Here is a 14,881-nt window from a genome sequence, read left to right as displayed (position 1 = left end):
GGCGCGCCGGCGATCCAGGAATGACGCTCACCGAACTCAAATACATCGTCGCGGTCGCGAGGGAGAAGCACTTCGGCAAGGCCGCCGAGGCCTGCTTCGTCTCGCAGCCGACGCTGTCGGTGGCGATCAAGAAGCTCGAGGACGAACTCGAGGTGAAGCTGTTCGAGCGCAGCGCCAACGAGGTGACGATCACCCCGCTCGGCGAGGACATCGTGCGGCAGGCGCAGAGCGTGCTGGAGCAGGCGGCCAACATCAAGGAAATCGCCAAGCGCGGCAAGGATCCCCTGGCGGGGCCGCTCAAGCTCGGCGTCATCTACACCATCGGCCCCTACCTGCTGCCGGACCTGGTGCGCCAGGCGATCGCCCGCACGCCGCAGATGCCGCTGATGCTGCAGGAGAACTTCACGGTGAAGCTGCTGGAGATGCTGCGCACCGGCGAGATCGACTGCGCCATCATGGCCGAGCCGTTCCCCGACACCGGCCTCGCGATCGCGCCGCTGTACGACGAGCCGTTTCTCGCGGCCGTCCCCAGCAACCATCCGCTGGCGGGCCGCAGGACGATCACGGCGCAGGAGCTGAAAAGCGAAACCATGCTGCTGCTGGGCACCGGCCACTGTTTTCGCGACCACGTGCTGGAGGTGTGCCCCGAGTTCGCGCGCTTTTCCAGCGATGCCGAAGGGATCCGGCGCAGCTTCGAGGGCTCGTCGCTGGAGACCATCAAGCACATGGTCGCCGCCGGCATGGGCGTGACCCTGGTGCCGCGCCTGTCGGTGCCCAAGGACGCGCTGGAACCGCGCCCCAAGCGCCGCCGCGAGGACCAGGCGTTCGTCAAGTACATCCCGTTCGACGGCGACCCGCCGATGCGCCGCGTGGTGCTGGCGTGGCGCCGCAGTTTCACGCGCTACGAGGCCATCGCCGCGTTGCGCAACGCGATCTACGCCTGTGAATTGCCAGGAGTGAAGAGACTTTCATGAGAGACCAGACTGCCCCGCCGCCGGACACGCTGTACCAGCCCGGCATCCTCGAGCCGGTGCCGCCGGTGGCGCGCTACCTGCTGTTCGCGCTGGCCGATCCCGGCGTCGATGCCGCCGCGATCAAGGAGGCGCTCGGCCGGCTGGCGCCGCTGGTCGACGGCAGCGACGTCGTGGTGGGCGTCGGCCCGTCGCTGGTGCGGGCGCTCGGCGCCGAGATCGCCGGGTTGCACGAATTCCCGGACTTCTCCGGCCAGGGCGTGACCGTGCCGGCCACGCCCGGCACCTTGTGGTGCTGGTTGCGCGGCTCGGACCTCGGCGACCTGCTGCACGTCACGCGCAAGGTGCAGCAGGCGCTGGCGCCGGCGTTCGCGCCGCGGCACGTGCTGGACGCGTTCCGGCATGCATGGCGCGAGGGCGGCCATGGCCGCGATCTCACGGGTTTCGAGGACGGCACCGAAAACCCGGTCGGCGACCAGGCCGAGGCGGCGGCGTTCGCGCGCGGCCTCGGCGACGGCCTGGACGGCTCGAGCTACGTCGCCGTGCAGCAATGGGTGCACGATCTGGATGCCTTCGAGGCGCTGGAGGACGAGGCGCGCGACCACCACATCGGCCGCCGCCTGAGCGACAACGAGGAACTCGAGGACGCGCCCGAGACCGCGCACGTCAAGCGCACCGCGCAGGAGAGCTTCGAGCCCGAAGCCTTCGTGCTGCGCCGCTCCATGCCCTGGATGATGGGCATGCAGGCCGGCCTGATGTTCGTCGCCTTCGGCCGGTCGCTGCAGGCCTTCGAAGCGCAGATGCGGCGCATGGCCGGCCACGACGACGGCATCGTCGACGCGATGTTCAGGATCTCCAAACCGGTGAGCGGCGCCTGCTTCTGGTGCCCGCCGATGCGCGCCGGCCGGCTCGACCTGCGCCGCCTCGGGCTCGGTTCGTGATGCCGCGCGAGAAACTCCGGCTCTACCTCGATCTGATCCGCTGGAACCGCCCCGCCGGGTGGCTGCTGCTGCTGTGGCCGAGCCTGAGCGCGCTGTGGATCGCCGCCCACGGCTTTCCGGGCTGGCACCTGGTCGCGGTGTTCACGCTGGGCACCATCCTGATGCGCAGCGCCGGCTGCTGCGTCAACGACGTGGCCGACCGGGAGTTCGACCGGCACGTCAAGCGCACGGCGCAGCGGCCAGTGACCGTCGGCGCCGTGTCGGTGCGGGAAGCCCTGTGGCTCGGCGCGGTGCTGGCGCTGCTCGCCTTCGCGCTGGTGCTGACGACCAATGCCGTGGCGATCGGCTGGTCGTTCGCGGCGCTGGCGATCTCGCTGGTCTATCCGTATGCGAAGCGCTTCGTCTCGATGCCGCAGGCGGTGCTGGGCGTGGCGTTCAGCTTCGGCATCCCCATGGCGTTCGCGGCCGTGCAAAGCCGCGTGCCGCTGGTCGCCTGGGCGCTGCTGCTGGGCAACCTGTTCTGGGTGATCGCCTACGACACCGAATACGCGATCGTCGACCGCGACGACGACATCCGCATCGGCATGAAGACCTCGGCCATCACGCTCGGTCGCGCCGACGTGCCGGTGATCATGCTGTGCTACGCCGCCTACCTCGCCATCTGGGGCGCGGTGCTCGCGGGACGGATCCCGGACCTCGCGCTGCTCGCCGCCATCGGGGCCGCGGCGGCGCAGGCGCTGTGGCACTACACGCTGATCCGCGAGCGCACCCGCGAAGGCTGCTTCAAGGCGTTCCGCCTCAACCACTGGGTGGCGTTCGCGGTCTTTGCCGGCATCGTGGCCGGCTACGCGCTGCGCTAGCTAGTTCCCGAATTCGTCGCCGAGTTCCTTCGCGCGCCGGTCGGCCGCGTGCAACGCCTTCACGAAGAGCGCCTGCACGCGGTCGTGCTCCATCGACGCGATGGCGGCATGGGTCGTGCCGCCCTTGGAGGTCACGCGCTGGCGCAACACCTCGGGCGGCTCCCCGGACGCGCGCGCCAGTTCGGCGGCGCCGGCGAAGGTGGCGACGGCCAGCCGGTACGCCTGCTCGGGCGCCAGGCCCATCTCGACGCCCGCCTGCGTCATCGCTTCGAGAAAGAAGAAGACGTAGGCCGGTCCCGATCCGGACAGCGCCGTCACGGCGTCCAGGTGCGCCTCCTGCGCCACCCACAGCCAGTCGCCGGTGGTCGAGACGACCTGCTCGGCCCGGGTCCGGTCGGCGGGCGTGACGCCCGGGCGGGCATAGAGCGCCGTGATGCCCTTGCCGATCAGCGCCGGCGTGTTGGGCATGCAGCGCACGATGCGTTCGGTGCCGAGCCAGCTGGCGATGCTGTCCGAGCGGATGCCGGCCGCCACGCTCAGATGCGCGGCGCCCCGGGTGTGCGCGCGGGCCTGCGCGGCCGCCTCGCGAAAGGTCTGCGGCTTGACCGCCCAGACCACCAGCCCGGCGCGCTGCAGCACCGGGCCGGCTTGTTCGACCGCCGCGATGCCGTATTGCTCCTGCAGCTTGTCCCGCGCCGGCGCGAACGGTTCCACCACCTCCAGCTGCCCGGCCGGCAGGCCCTGGCGCAGCAGCCCGCCGATGATGGCGCTGGCCATGTTGCCGCCGCCGATGAAGGCGATCGGGGCCTGCGAAGAGAAGTCGGTGCGCGTCGTCATGGGCAAAGTCTAGCGACCGGCGGCGCCGATCGGCCGCTCGGCGAAAATGGCGTGCAATGAACCGAGAAAAACTGTTCGCCCAGCTGGCCCGTCCCACCACCTACGACCTTGCCATCATCGGCGGCGGCGCCACCGGACTGGGCGTGGCGCTCGATGCCGCCGCGCGCGGCTTCTCGGTGGTGCTGCTGGAGTCGCACGATTTCGCCAAGGGCACTTCCTCGCGAGCCACCAAGCTGGTCCACGGTGGCGTGCGCTACCTGGCCCAGGGCAACATCGGCCTGGTGCGCGAGGCGCTGCACGAACGCACGACGCTCCTGCACAACGCGCCCCACCTCGCCCAGCCGCTGCCGTTCGTGCTGCCCCTCTACCGCTACTGGGAGCTGCCGTTCTACGGGGCCGGGCTCAAGATGTACGACGCGCTGGCCGGCAAGGCGGGCCTGGGCGACACGGAGTTCCTGAGCCGCGGCGAAACGCTCGGGTGCCTGCCGACGGCGCGCAGCGAGGGCCTGAAGGGCGGCATCAAGTACTGGGACGGCCAGTTCGACGACGCCCGGCTGGCGCTGGTGCTGGCCCGCACGGCCGCGTCGCGCGGCGCGCTGGTGATCAATTACTGCCCGGTCACCGGCCTGCGCCACGAACAGGGCCGCGTGGTCGGGCTCACCTGCCAGGACAGCGAAACCGGCACGAGCTACGAGGTCAGCGCCCGCTGTGTGGTGAACGCCGCTGGCGTCTGGGTCGACAAGCTGCGGCAGCTGGACGGGGAGGCGATCGGCCGCCCGGTGCGGGCGCTGGTGGCGCCCAGCCAGGGCGTGCACATCGTGGTCGACCGCGAATTCCTGCCCGGCGACCACGCCCTGATGGTGCCCAAGACGGCGGACGGCCGCGTGCTGTTCGGCGTGCCCTGGCTCGGCAAGCTGATCCTGGGCACGACCGATACCCCGCGCAGCGACCTGGCGCTCGAGCCCCGGCCGTTTCGCCAGGAGCTCGAGTTCATCCTGGGCGAGTCGGCCCGGTACCTGGCGCGGGCGCCGCGCACCGAGGACATTCGCAGCATGTGGGTCGGGCTGCGGCCGCTGGTCAAGCCGCAAGGCGACGACGGCGACAACACCAAGGGGCTCAGCCGCGAGCACACCGTGATCGTGAGCCACAGCGGCCTCGTCACCGTCACCGGCGGCAAATGGACGACCTATCGCGCGATGGCCGAGGACGTGCTCACCGAGTGCTTCGAACAGGGCCTGCTCAAGCCGCTGCGGCCGGGAGTGACCGCCAACTTGCCGCTGCTCGGTTCGGACCCGGGCCGGGCGCGCCATGTGCCCATGAGCGAGCCGCAGGGCCTGCATTCCTACGGGACCGAGGCGGCCGCCGTCCAGGCGCTGCCGGGCGCCGCCCGCGAACTCGGCGGCGGCCTGACCGAGGCGATGGTGCGTTTCGCCGCCCGGGCCGAGTACGCCCGCACCGTCGAAGACGTGCTGGCCCGGCGGTGGCGGCTGCTGTTCCTGGATGCCCGGCAGGCCGGCGCGCTGGCGGGCCAGGTCGGCGCGATTCTCCAGGAGGAGACCGGCATCGATCCCCAAGTGGCCGCCTTCGAGCAGCTGGCCGCCTCCTACCTGTCCCTGCCGCAGTAGGCCGGGCGGGGGGTACCACCGGGCGGGGCGGGCCGGTTGACAGCCGGTCGCCCGTCTGCAATAATCGCTGGCTGCGCTTGAAAAGGCGCGCCATTGAAGACCCGAAGGGGTCCTCGAAATCTTGCCCATACGAAGCTGTCCGCAAGTGGTTTGCGGCCGGCGACGGCGGGCCCAAGACTGATCCGATGTCCGTGCCGGACCGATTTCCCGGTGCAGGCTGCGGGTACAAGTTGGGAATTATTTGAAATGATCCAGACAGAATCCCGGCTCGAAGTCGCGGACAACACCGGTGCGAAGTCCGTTCTTTGCATCAAGGTGCTTGGCGGCTCCAAGCGTCGCTACGCCAGCGTCGGCGACATCATCAAGGTGAGCATCAAGGAAGCTGCGCCGCGCGGCCGCGTCAAGAAGGGCGAGGTCTACAGCGCCGTGGTGGTTCGCACCGCCAAGGGCCTGCGCCGCAGCGACGGCTCGCTCGTCAAGTTCGACGGCAACGCCGCCGTGCTCCTCAACAACAAGCTGGAGCCGATCGGCACCCGCATCTTCGGCCCGGTGACGCGCGAACTGCGCACCGAGAAGTTCATGAAGATCGTGTCGCTCGCCCCCGAAGTTCTCTGACAAGGACGCGTGCAATGAACAAGATTCGCAAAGGCGACGAAGTCATCGTCCTGGCAGGCCGGGACAAGGGCAAGCGCGGCAAGGTGACGCTGCGCAAGGACGACGATCACCTGATCGTCGAAGGCATCAACCTGGTGAAGAAGCACACCAAGCCGAACCCGATGAAGGGCACCACCGGCGGCATCGTCAACAAGTCGATGCCGATCCACCAGTCGAATGTGGCGATCTTCAACCCCGCCACCGGCAAGGCCGACCGGGTGGGCATCAAGGTCGACGGCGACAAGCGCGTGCGGGTCTTCAAGTCCAGCGGCGAAGAAATCAAGGTGGCATGAGCATGGCACGTCTGCAACAAATCTACCGGGAAAAGATCGTTCCCGAGCTGACCGAGAAGTTCGGCTACAAGTCGCCGATGGAAGTGCCGCGCCTGACGAAGATCACTCTGAACATGGGTGTCTCCGAGGCCGTGGCCGACAAGAAGGTGATGGACAACGCCGTCGGCGACCTCACCAAGATCGCCGGCCAGAAGCCGGTCGTGACCAAGGCCAAGAAGGCCATCGCGGGCTTCAAGATCCGCGAAGGCCAGGCCATCGGCACGATGGTGACGCTGCGCGGCGTGCGCATGTACGAGTTCCTGGACCGTTTCGTCACGGTGGCCCTGCCGCGCGTGCGCGACTTCCGCGGCATCTCCGGCCGCGCGTTCGACGGCCGCGGCAACTACAACGTGGGCGTGAAAGAGCAGATCATTTTCCCCGAGATCGAGTACGACAAGGTCGATGCCCTGCGCGGTCTCAACATCAGCATCACCACCACGGCCAAGACCGACGAAGAGTGCAAGGCACTGCTCGCCGGCTTCCGTTTCCCGTTCAAGAACTGAAGGTGCAGCGTGGCTAAAACAGCTTTGATCCAGCGCGAACTCAAGCGTGACAAACTGGTCGCGAAGTACGCGCCGAAAATGGCCGAACTGAAGGCGATCGCCAACGACGCCAAGAAGAGCGATGAAGAGCGCGCTGCGGCCCGCCTCGCGCTGCAGAAGATCCCGCGCAACGCCAACCCGACGCGCCAGCGCAACCGCTGCGAGATGACGGGCCGCCCGCGCGGCACGTTCCGCCAGTTCGGCCTGGCCCGCAACAAGATCCGCGAGCTCGCCTTCGCCGGCGACATCCCCGGCGTGATCAAGGCCAGCTGGTAAGCGGCAGGAGAGAACGTTATGAGCATGAGTGATCCCATTGCCGACCTGCTGACCCGGATCCGCAACGCGCAGATGGTGGCCAAGGCCACCGTGTCCGCCCCGTATTCGAAGGTGAAGGTCGCCATCGCCCAGGTCCTGAAGGACGAGGGCTACATCGACGGTTTCCAGGTCAAGACCGAAGGCGGCAAGAGCGAACTCGAAATCGCCCTGAAGTACTACGCCGGCAAGCCCGTCATCGAGCACATCGAGCGCGTCAGCCGTCCGGGCCTGCGCGTGTACAAGGGCCGCGACGCCATCCCCCAGGTCCAGAACGGCCTGGGCGTGGCGATCGTGACGACCCCGCGCGGCGTCATGACCGACCGCAAGGCCCGCGCCAGCGGCGTCGGCGGCGAAGTCCTGTGCTACGTCGCCTGAGGAAGGAACAGCAGAAATGTCCCGAGTTGGAAAAATGCCGGTCGCCGTCCCGCAAGGCGTGGACGTGGCGATCAAGGACGACCAGATCAGCGTGAAGGGCACCGGCGGCACGCTGTCGCTGGCCCGCAATGCCCTGGTCAACGTGACGAACGAAGGCGGCAAGCTCACCTTCGTTCCGGCCGACGAATCCCGTGAAGCCAACGCCATGAGCGGCACCATGCGCCAGCTGGTGAACAACATGGTGGTGGGCGTCACCAAGGGCTTCGAGAAGAAGCTGAACCTGGTCGGCGTCGGCTACAAGGCCACCGCCCAGGGCGCCAAGCTGAACCTCGCGGTCGGCTTCTCGCACCCGGTGAACAAGGAAATGCCGGCCGGCATCACGGTCGCCACGCCCGCACCGACGGAAATCGTGATCAAGGGCGCCGATCGCCAGCGCGTCGGCCAGGTGGCCGCCGAAATCCGCGCGATCCGCCCGCCCGAGCCCTACAAGGGCAAGGGCATCCGCTATGCGGACGAGAAGATCACGATCAAAGAGACGAAGAAGAAATAAAGGGGCGCACCATGTTGACCAAGAAAGAGCAACGCCTCCGCCGGTCCCGCCAGACCCGCATCCGCATCGCCACGCAAGGCGTGCCGCGCCTGACGGTGAATCGCACCAACCTGCACATCTACGCCACGGTCATCTCCGGCGACGGCGCCAAGGTGCTGGCCACGGCCTCGACGGCCCAGGCCGACGTGCGCAAGTCGCTGGGCGCCGCCGGCAAGGGCGGCAACGCTGCCGCCGCCACGGTGGTCGGCAAGCTGATCGCCGAGAAGGCCAAGGCCGCCGGTGTCGAGAAGGTTGCGTTCGATCGCGCCGGCTTCGCCTACCACGGCCGCGTCAAGGCGCTCGCCGATGCCGCGCGTGAAGCCGGCCTGCAGTTCTAACGGACACGGAAAAGATCATGGCAAGAGTTCAGGCAAAAACGCAAGGTGACGGTCCCGAAGACGGGATGCGCGAGAAGATGATCGCGGTCAACCGCGTGACCAAGGTGGTGAAGGGCGGCCGGATTCTCGGTTTCGCCGCGCTCACCGTGGTCGGCGACGGTGACGGCCGCGTCGGCATGGGCAAGGGCAAGTCCAAGGAAGTGCCCGCCGCCGTGCAGAAGGCGATGGAAGAAGCCCGCCGCAACATGACCAAGGTGCAGCTGAAGAACGGCACCATCCACCACAACGTGTTCGGCCAGCATGGCGCTGCCCGCGTGATGATGTCGCCCGCCCCGCGCGGCACCGGCATCATCGCCGGCGGCCCGATGCGCGCCGTGTTCGAAGTGATGGGCATCACCGACATCGTGGCCAAGAGCCACGGGTCGAGCAACCCCTACAACATGGTCCGCGCCACGTTCGACGCGCTGCGCAATTCCACCACCGCGGCGGAAGTGGCGGCCAAGCGCGGCAAGTCGGTCGAAGACATCTTCGCCGCCTGACCGGAGTCAAAGCAATGGCAACCCAACAAGCTACCCTCAAGGTCCAGCTGGTGCGCAGCCCGATCGGCACCAAGGCTGACCACCGCGCCACCGTCCGCGGCCTGGGCCTGCGCAAGCTCAACAGCGTGCGCGAGCTCGAGGACACGCCCGCGGTGCGCGGCATGATCAACAAGGTCGATTACCTGGTCCGGGTGCTGTAAGCGCCCGAGCGACTGAAAGACTCAGATGGAACTCAATAGCATCAAGCCCGCCGCGGGCGCCAAGCACGCCAAGCGTCGCGTCGGCCGCGGCATCGGCTCCGGCCTGGGCAAGACCTCCGGCCGCGGCCACAAGGGCCAGAAGTCCCGTGCCGGCGGCTACCACAAGGTCGGCTTCGAAGGCGGCCAGATGCCGCTGCAGCGCCGCCTGCCCAAGCGCGGCTTCAAGTCGGCCAGCCTGAAGTTCAACGGCGAGATCACGCTGGCGGCGCTCGAGCGCCTGGTGAACCAGTCGAACCTGGCCGAAGTCGACCTGCTGGGGCTGAAGGCGGCCGGCCTGGTCGGCCAGAACGTGAAGAACGTCAAGGTCATCAAGTCCGGCGAGATCACCAAGGCCGTCAAGCTGACGGGCATCGGTGCCACGGCGGGCGCGAAGGCGGCGATCGAAGCGGCCGGCGGCAGCTTCGCCGCCTGACCTGCAAGCGAAGTAGCGAAAGAAGGCGAGCGTGGCAACAAGCGCAACTCAGATTGCAAAGACCGGCAAGTACGGCGACCTGCGTCGCCGGCTGGTCTTTCTGCTGCTCGCACTGGTGGTGTACCGCGTCGGCGCGCACATCCCGGTGCCCGGCATCAACCCGGACCAGCTGGCGCAGCTGTTCAAGGGGCAGCAGGGCGGGATCCTGAGCCTGTTCAACATGTTCTCGGGCGGGGCGCTGTCGCGCTTCACCGTGTTCGCGCTGGGCATCATGCCGTACATCTCGGCCTCGATCATCATGCAGCTGCTCACCTACGTCGTGCCGACGTTCGAGCAGATGAAGAAAGAGGGCGAGGCCGGCCGGCGCAAGATCACGCAGTACACGCGCTACGGCACGCTGGGCCTGGCGGTCTTCCAGTCGCTGGGCATCGCGCTGGCGCTCGAAGGTTCGGCCGGACTGGTGCTGAACCCGGGCTTCGGCTTCCGCATGACCGCGGTGGTGAGCCTGACGGCCGGCACCATGTTCCTGATGTGGCTGGGCGAGCAGATCACCGAGCGCGGCCTGGGCAACGGGATCTCGATCCTGATCTTCGCCGGCATCGCCGCCGGCCTGCCCAACGCCATCGGCGGCCTGCTGGAGCTGGTGCGCACCGGCGCCATGAGCATCCTGGTGGCGCTGGTCATCGTCGCGGTGGTCGGCCTGGTCACCTACTTCGTCGTGTTCGTCGAACGCGGCCAGCGCAAGATCCTCGTGAACTACGCGCGCCGCCAGGTCGGCAACAAGGTGTACGGCGGCCAGTCGTCGCACCTGCCGCTGAAGCTGAACATGGCCGGCGTGATCCCGCCGATCTTCGCGTCGTCGATCATCCTGCTGCCGGCGACGGTGGTGAGCTGGTTCTCGACCGGCGACGGCATGCGCTGGCTGAAGGACATCGCCGGCACGCTGACGCCGGGACAGCCGATCTACGTGCTGCTGTATGCCAGCGCGATCGTCTTCTTCTGCTTCTTCTACACGGCCCTGGTCTTCAACAGCCGGGAGACCGCGGACAACCTGAAGAAGAGCGGCGCGTTCATCCCCGGGATCCGTCCCGGCGAGCAGACGGCCCGCTACATCGACAAGATCCTGGTCCGGCTCACGCTGGCGGGCGCGGCGTACATCACCTTCGTCTGCCTGCTGCCCGAGTTCCTGATCCTGAAGTACAACGTGCCGTTCTATTTCGGCGGCACCTCCCTGCTGATCATCGTGGTGGTGACCATGGACTTCATGGCCCAGGTGCAGAACTACCTGATGAGCCAGCAGTACGAATCGCTGTTGAAGAAAGCCAATTTCAAGACCTCGCTCGGCGGCTAAGGACATGGCAAAGGACGATGTCATCCAGATGCAGGGTGAGGTTGTTGAGAACCTTCCGAACGCCACCTTTCGGGTCAAGCTGGAAAACGGGCACCTGGTGCTCGGGCATATATCGGGAAAGATGCGGATGCACTACATCCGGATCCTCCCGGGTGACAAGGTCACCGTGGAACTGACGCCCTACGACTTGTCGCGGGCACGGATTGTGTTTCGCGCCAAGTAGGCGAGAGAGATTTAGGAGAGAAAGACATGAGAGTTTCGGCTTCCGTCAAGAAGATCTGCCGCAACTGCAAGATCATCCGCCGCAAGGGCATTGTCCGCGTGATCTGCACGGATCCGCGCCACAAGCAGCGCCAAGGCTGATTACAGAGTTATAGAGGACGCACATGGCACGTATCGCTGGCATCAACATCCCGCCGCATCAGCACGCCGAAATCGGCCTGACGGCGATCTACGGCATTGGCCGCAGCCGCGCCCGCAAGATTTGCGAGGCGACCGGCATTGCCTATTCCAAGAAGGTCAAGGACCTCACGGACCAGGACCTCGAGCGCCTGCGCGACCAGATCACGCAGCTCACGATCGAGGGCGACCTGCGCCGCGAGACCACCATGAACATCAAGCGGCTGATGGACATCGGCTGCTACCGGGGCTTCCGCCACCGCCGCGGCCTGCCGGTGCGCGGCCAGCGCACCCGCACCAACGCCCGCACCCGCAAGGGCCCGCGCCGCGCCGCCCAGGCACTGAAGAAATAATCGGGAAAGAGTACAGACATGGCAAAGGCTCCCGCCAGCAACGCCGCGCAGCGAGTGCGCAAGAAGGTTCGCAAGAACGTCGCCGACGGTGTCGCGCACGTCCACGCGTCCTTCAACAACACGATCATCACGATCACCGATCGCCAGGGCAACGCGCTGTCGTGGGCCTCGTCCGGTGGCCAGGGCTTCAAGGGTTCGCGCAAGTCGACGCCGTTTGCCGCCCAGGTCGCCTCGGAAGTGGCCGGTCGCGCCGCCATCGAACAGGGCATCAAGAACCTGGACGTCGAGATCAAGGGCCCCGGCCCGGGTCGCGAGTCCTCCGTTCGCGCCCTGGCCGCGCTCGGCATCCGGATCAACTCGATCGCCGACGTGACCCCGGTGCCGCACAACGGCTGCCGGCCGCAGAAGCGCCGCCGTATTTAAGGTGAAAACACGGTCCGCTGGGCGCGGACCGTGTCCTTCGTAAGCCCACCGCTGGTCGTGCATGCACCGCCAGCTCCCGCGGCGGAAACGGCCGCGGCAGATGAACCAAAGGAAAGACAGTGGCACGTTATCTCGGCCCCAAGGCCAAGCTCTCCCGCCGTGAAGGCACCGACCTGTTCCTCAAGAGCGCGCGTCGCTCGCTGGCGGACAAGGCCAAATTCGATTCCAAGCCGGGCCAGCACGGCCGCACCTCGGGCCAGCGCACCTCCGACTTCGGCCTGCAGCTGCGCGAGAAGCAGAAGGTCAAGCGCATGTACGGCATCCTCGAGCGCCAGTTCAAGCGCTACTTCGAGGAAGCCGACCGCCGCCGCGGCAACACCGGCGCGAACCTGCTGATCCTGCTCGAGTCCCGCCTGGACAACGTCGTGTACCGCATGGGTTTCGGCTCGACCCGGGCCGAAGCGCGCCAGCTGGTGTCGCACAAGGCGATCACCGTGAACGGCCAGCCCGTGAACATCCCGTCGTACCTGGTCAAGACCGGCGACGTGATCGCGGTGCGCGAGAAGAGCAAGAAGCAGAACCGCGTGGTTGAAGCGCTGCAGCTGGCCCAGCAGGTCGGCCTGCCGGCGTGGGTGGAAGTGAATGCCGACAAGGCCGAAGGCGTCTTCAAGAAGGTGCCGGACCGCGACGAATTCGCGGCCGACGTCAAGGAAGCGCTGATCGTCGAGTTGTACTCGCGGTAAACGAAGGGCAGCGAGGCAGCCGCGCCGCCTCGTCCTTCGATGATTTTCCGTTCCCTGCTGGGAGGCATCCCCGCAGGGCACTTCACCAGCCTTACCGGTGTAACGAGCCGGGGGTATTGAGAGGAAGTCCTGCATGCAAACCAACCTGCTGAAACCCAAAGCCATCAACGTCGAACAGCTTGGCACCAACCGCGCCAAGGTGACGCTGGAGCCGTTCGAGCGCGGCTACGGCCACACCCTGGGCAACGCCCTGCGCCGGGTGCTGCTGTCGTCGATGGTCGGGTATGCGGCAACCGAGGTCACCATCGCCGGTGTCCTGCACGAGTACTCGTCGATCGACGGCGTCCAGGAAGACGTCGTCAGCATCCTGCTGAACCTCAAGGGCGTGGTGTTCAAGCTCCACAACCGCGATGAGGTCACCCTGTCGCTGCGCAAGGACGGCGAAGGCGTGGTCACCGCCGCCGACATCCAGACCCCGCACGACGTCGAGATCATCAATCCCGACCACGTGATCGCCCACCTGTCGCAAGGCGGCAAGATCGACATGCAGATCAAGGTGGAGAAGGGCCGCGGCTACGTGCCCGGCACGATGCGCCGCTATGCCGACGAGCCGACCAAGTCGATCGGCCGGATCGTGCTGGATGCCTCGTTCTCGCCCGTCAAGCGCGTGAGCTACACGGTCGAGAGCGCCCGCGTCGAGCAGCGCACCGACCTGGACAAGCTGGTGGTGGAGATCGAAACCAACGGCGCGATCACCGCCGAGGACGCCGTGCGCGCCTCCGCCAAGATCCTCGTCGAGCAGCTCGCCGTGTTCGCCCAGCTGGAAGGCAGCGAACTGGCCGCCTTCGACCAGCCGGTGCAGCGCAGCTCGCAGCAGTTCGACCCGATCCTGCTGCGTCCGGTCGACGAGCTCGAACTGACGGTGCGTTCGGCCAACTGCCTGAAGGCCGAGAACATCTACTACATCGGCGACCTGATCCAGCGCACCGAGAACGAGCTGCTCAAGACCCCGAACCTGGGCCGCAAGTCGCTCAACGAGATCAAGGAAGTGCTCGCCTCGCGCGGCCTGACCTTGGGCATGAAGCTGGAGTCCTGGCCACCCGCTGGCCTCGACAAGCGTTAACCCAACAGCCGAACGCAGAGGACGCGAAGGGTACGCAGAGGACGCAGAAGAGAACCATTGAAAAGGTCTTCTCTGCGTCTTCCGCGGGCCCTCTGCGACCTCTGCGTACGGAAGTCTGTTTTTTTTGAACTGGTGAACCCGCAGTACCTGATCCGGCTGCGGTATCGATAAGGAAAGGAAATCACCATGCGTCACGGCCACGGCCTTCGTAAACTGAACCGCACCAGCGAGCACCGCCTCGCGATGCTGCGCAACATGATGAACTCGCTGCTGGAGCACGAGGTCATCAAGACCACCGTCCCCAAGGCCAAGGAACTGCGCCGCGTCGTCGAACCGATGATCACGCTGGCCAAGGAGCCGACGATGGCCAACAAGCGCCTGGCGTTCGACCGCCTGCGCGATCGCGACATCGTGACCAAGCTCTTCAGCGAGCTCGGCCCCCGCTACCAGACCCGTCCCGGCGGCTACACGCGGATCCTGAAGATGGGTTTCCGCGTCGGCGACAACGCGCCGATGGCGCTGGTCGAACTGGTGGACCGTCCCGAGCCCGCCGCGGCGCCGGAAACGCCCGCCGGCGAATAAGCGGACACCGATTTAAGCTATAATTTCCCTTCTGACGCGCGGTGGAGCAGCCTGGTAGCTCGTTGGGCTCATAACCCAAAGGTCGCAAGTTCAAATCTTGCCCGCGCAACCAACATGAGAGCCCTCAAGGCTCACAGCAAACGCCCACTTTCGAGTGGGCGTTTTGCCTTGGAGCTTTAGCCGACGCAAAGCCCAGTCATGGCCCATGACGTGAGGCGACGCGGCAGGAACGTTTGGCACTTGCGCGGCCCGAGGGTTGCTGTCTGCGCGAGCCGAGGCGCCTGGACGAAGTGGTGTCGTCAATGCGAGAGCTTCGG

Annotated in this window: 23 protein-coding genes and 1 tRNA gene; 23 read left to right on the top strand and 1 reads right to left on the bottom strand. The window is 66.8% G+C overall.

All coding sequences use genetic code 11. From position 1 onward, the window contains the following. Positions 1 to 20: 20 nt before the first annotated feature. Genes VNT59_RS12160 through ubiA form a run of 3 tightly spaced genes read left to right on the top strand, consistent with a single transcriptional unit; the run spans position 21 to position 2,772 of the window. Positions 21 to 974, top strand: coding sequence for a LysR substrate-binding domain-containing protein (locus tag VNT59_RS12160; RefSeq protein WP_325498668.1), 954 nt, complete (start codon positions 21 to 23; stop codon positions 972 to 974). Continuing rightward, positions 971 to 1,912, top strand: a complete 942-nt coding sequence (locus VNT59_RS12155) for a Dyp-type peroxidase (protein WP_325498667.1) — start codon at positions 971 to 973, stop codon at positions 1,910 to 1,912. The genes VNT59_RS12160 and VNT59_RS12155 overlap by 4 nt, the downstream gene beginning before the upstream one ends. Next, positions 1,912 to 2,772, top strand: a complete 861-nt coding sequence (ubiA, locus tag VNT59_RS12150; RefSeq protein WP_325498666.1) for a 4-hydroxybenzoate octaprenyltransferase — start codon at positions 1,912 to 1,914, stop codon at positions 2,770 to 2,772. The genes VNT59_RS12155 and ubiA overlap by 1 nt, the downstream gene beginning before the upstream one ends. On the opposite strand, the gene proC is transcribed toward ubiA, so the two are convergent. Next, positions 2,773 to 3,609, bottom strand: a complete 837-nt coding sequence (proC, locus tag VNT59_RS12145; RefSeq protein WP_325498665.1) for a pyrroline-5-carboxylate reductase — start codon at positions 3,607 to 3,609, stop codon at positions 2,773 to 2,775. It lies immediately after the preceding gene. Positions 3,610 to 3,665: 56 nt separating this feature from the next. Here proC and VNT59_RS12140 point away from each other — a divergent pair, with 56 nt between their 5' ends. The 20 genes from VNT59_RS12140 to VNT59_RS12045 all read left to right on the top strand — a co-directional run bounded on the left by VNT59_RS12140 (position 3,666) and on the right by VNT59_RS12045 (position 14,676). Continuing rightward, complete coding sequence (locus VNT59_RS12140) at positions 3,666 to 5,234, top strand: glycerol-3-phosphate dehydrogenase/oxidase (RefSeq protein ID WP_325498664.1); 1,569 nt, start codon at positions 3,666 to 3,668, stop codon at positions 5,232 to 5,234. Positions 5,235 to 5,480: 246 nt separating this feature from the next. Then, positions 5,481 to 5,849, top strand: coding sequence for a 50S ribosomal protein L14 (gene rplN, locus VNT59_RS12135; protein WP_168109812.1), 369 nt, complete (start codon positions 5,481 to 5,483; stop codon positions 5,847 to 5,849). A gap of 14 nt (positions 5,850 to 5,863) precedes the next feature. Continuing rightward, positions 5,864 to 6,181, top strand: coding sequence for a 50S ribosomal protein L24 (gene rplX, locus VNT59_RS12130; protein ID WP_325498663.1), 318 nt, complete (start codon positions 5,864 to 5,866; stop codon positions 6,179 to 6,181). Positions 6,182 to 6,183: 2 nt separating this feature from the next. Next, on the top strand, positions 6,184 to 6,723 hold the full coding sequence (gene rplE, locus VNT59_RS12125) for a 50S ribosomal protein L5 (RefSeq protein ID WP_325498682.1): 540 nt from the start codon (positions 6,184 to 6,186) through the stop codon (positions 6,721 to 6,723). Positions 6,724 to 6,732: 9 nt separating this feature from the next. After that, the gene (rpsN, locus tag VNT59_RS12120; RefSeq protein WP_325498662.1) at positions 6,733 to 7,038 is read left to right on the top strand and encodes a 30S ribosomal protein S14; all 306 of its coding nucleotides are present in this window, start codon (positions 6,733 to 6,735) and stop codon (positions 7,036 to 7,038) included. Between the two features lie 18 nt (positions 7,039 to 7,056). Next, positions 7,057 to 7,452 carry a 30S ribosomal protein S8 gene (gene rpsH, locus VNT59_RS12115; RefSeq protein ID WP_325498661.1) on the top strand — a complete coding sequence of 132 codons (396 nt, stop codon included), beginning with the start codon at positions 7,057 to 7,059 and terminating at the stop codon, positions 7,450 to 7,452. Positions 7,453 to 7,468: 16 nt separating this feature from the next. Further along, the gene (gene rplF / locus VNT59_RS12110; RefSeq protein WP_325498660.1) at positions 7,469 to 8,002 is read left to right on the top strand and encodes a 50S ribosomal protein L6; all 534 of its coding nucleotides are present in this window, start codon (positions 7,469 to 7,471) and stop codon (positions 8,000 to 8,002) included. Positions 8,003 to 8,013: 11 nt separating this feature from the next. Then, on the top strand, positions 8,014 to 8,379 hold the full coding sequence (rplR, locus tag VNT59_RS12105; RefSeq protein ID WP_325498659.1) for a 50S ribosomal protein L18: 366 nt from the start codon (positions 8,014 to 8,016) through the stop codon (positions 8,377 to 8,379). Positions 8,380 to 8,396: 17 nt separating this feature from the next. Next, complete coding sequence (rpsE, locus tag VNT59_RS12100; protein WP_325498658.1) at positions 8,397 to 8,918, top strand: 30S ribosomal protein S5; 522 nt, start codon at positions 8,397 to 8,399, stop codon at positions 8,916 to 8,918. Between the two features lie 14 nt (positions 8,919 to 8,932). Next, the gene (gene rpmD / locus VNT59_RS12095; RefSeq protein ID WP_325498657.1) at positions 8,933 to 9,118 is read left to right on the top strand and encodes a 50S ribosomal protein L30; all 186 of its coding nucleotides are present in this window, start codon (positions 8,933 to 8,935) and stop codon (positions 9,116 to 9,118) included. A 25-nt stretch (positions 9,119 to 9,143) separates the two neighbouring features. Then, complete coding sequence (rplO, locus tag VNT59_RS12090; protein ID WP_325498656.1) at positions 9,144 to 9,590, top strand: 50S ribosomal protein L15; 447 nt, start codon at positions 9,144 to 9,146, stop codon at positions 9,588 to 9,590. Between the two features lie 31 nt (positions 9,591 to 9,621). Next, the gene (secY, locus tag VNT59_RS12085) at positions 9,622 to 10,941 is read left to right on the top strand and encodes a preprotein translocase subunit SecY (RefSeq protein ID WP_325498655.1); all 1,320 of its coding nucleotides are present in this window, start codon (positions 9,622 to 9,624) and stop codon (positions 10,939 to 10,941) included. 4 nt (positions 10,942 to 10,945) lie between these two features. Then, a complete protein-coding gene (gene infA, locus VNT59_RS12080) occupies positions 10,946 to 11,164 on the top strand; it encodes a translation initiation factor IF-1 (RefSeq protein ID WP_325498654.1) in 219 nt (72 codons plus the stop codon). 26 nt (positions 11,165 to 11,190) lie between these two features. Beyond that, positions 11,191 to 11,304 (top strand): 50S ribosomal protein L36, encoded by a 114-nt coding sequence (gene rpmJ / locus VNT59_RS12075; RefSeq protein ID WP_141508387.1) that lies wholly within the window; start codon positions 11,191 to 11,193, stop codon positions 11,302 to 11,304. Positions 11,305 to 11,327: 23 nt separating this feature from the next. Then, complete coding sequence (gene rpsM, locus VNT59_RS12070; protein ID WP_325498653.1) at positions 11,328 to 11,693, top strand: 30S ribosomal protein S13; 366 nt, start codon at positions 11,328 to 11,330, stop codon at positions 11,691 to 11,693. 18 nt (positions 11,694 to 11,711) lie between these two features. Beyond that, on the top strand, positions 11,712 to 12,116 hold the full coding sequence (gene rpsK, locus VNT59_RS12065; RefSeq protein ID WP_168109800.1) for a 30S ribosomal protein S11: 405 nt from the start codon (positions 11,712 to 11,714) through the stop codon (positions 12,114 to 12,116). Between the two features lie 119 nt (positions 12,117 to 12,235). Next, complete coding sequence (rpsD, locus tag VNT59_RS12060; protein WP_325498652.1) at positions 12,236 to 12,859, top strand: 30S ribosomal protein S4; 624 nt, start codon at positions 12,236 to 12,238, stop codon at positions 12,857 to 12,859. A gap of 133 nt (positions 12,860 to 12,992) precedes the next feature. Next, a complete protein-coding gene (locus VNT59_RS12055) occupies positions 12,993 to 13,982 on the top strand; it encodes a DNA-directed RNA polymerase subunit alpha (RefSeq protein WP_157401077.1) in 990 nt (329 codons plus the stop codon). Between the two features lie 186 nt (positions 13,983 to 14,168). After that, entirely contained in the window at positions 14,169 to 14,564 is a 396-nt protein-coding gene (gene rplQ / locus VNT59_RS12050; RefSeq protein WP_325498651.1) for a 50S ribosomal protein L17, read from the top strand. Between the two features lie 35 nt (positions 14,565 to 14,599). Further along, a tRNA-Met gene (locus VNT59_RS12045) sits at positions 14,600 to 14,676 on the top strand. Positions 14,677 to 14,881: the final 205 nt, after the last annotated feature.

Origin of the sequence: Ramlibacter sp. (genome assembly GCF_035554825.1) — a bacterium.
Taxonomy (GTDB): Bacteria; Pseudomonadota; Gammaproteobacteria; order Burkholderiales; family Burkholderiaceae_C; genus Ramlibacter.
The sequence above is the reverse complement of the archived record's forward strand: the minus strand, read 5'-3'. Positions and strand labels throughout refer to the sequence as shown.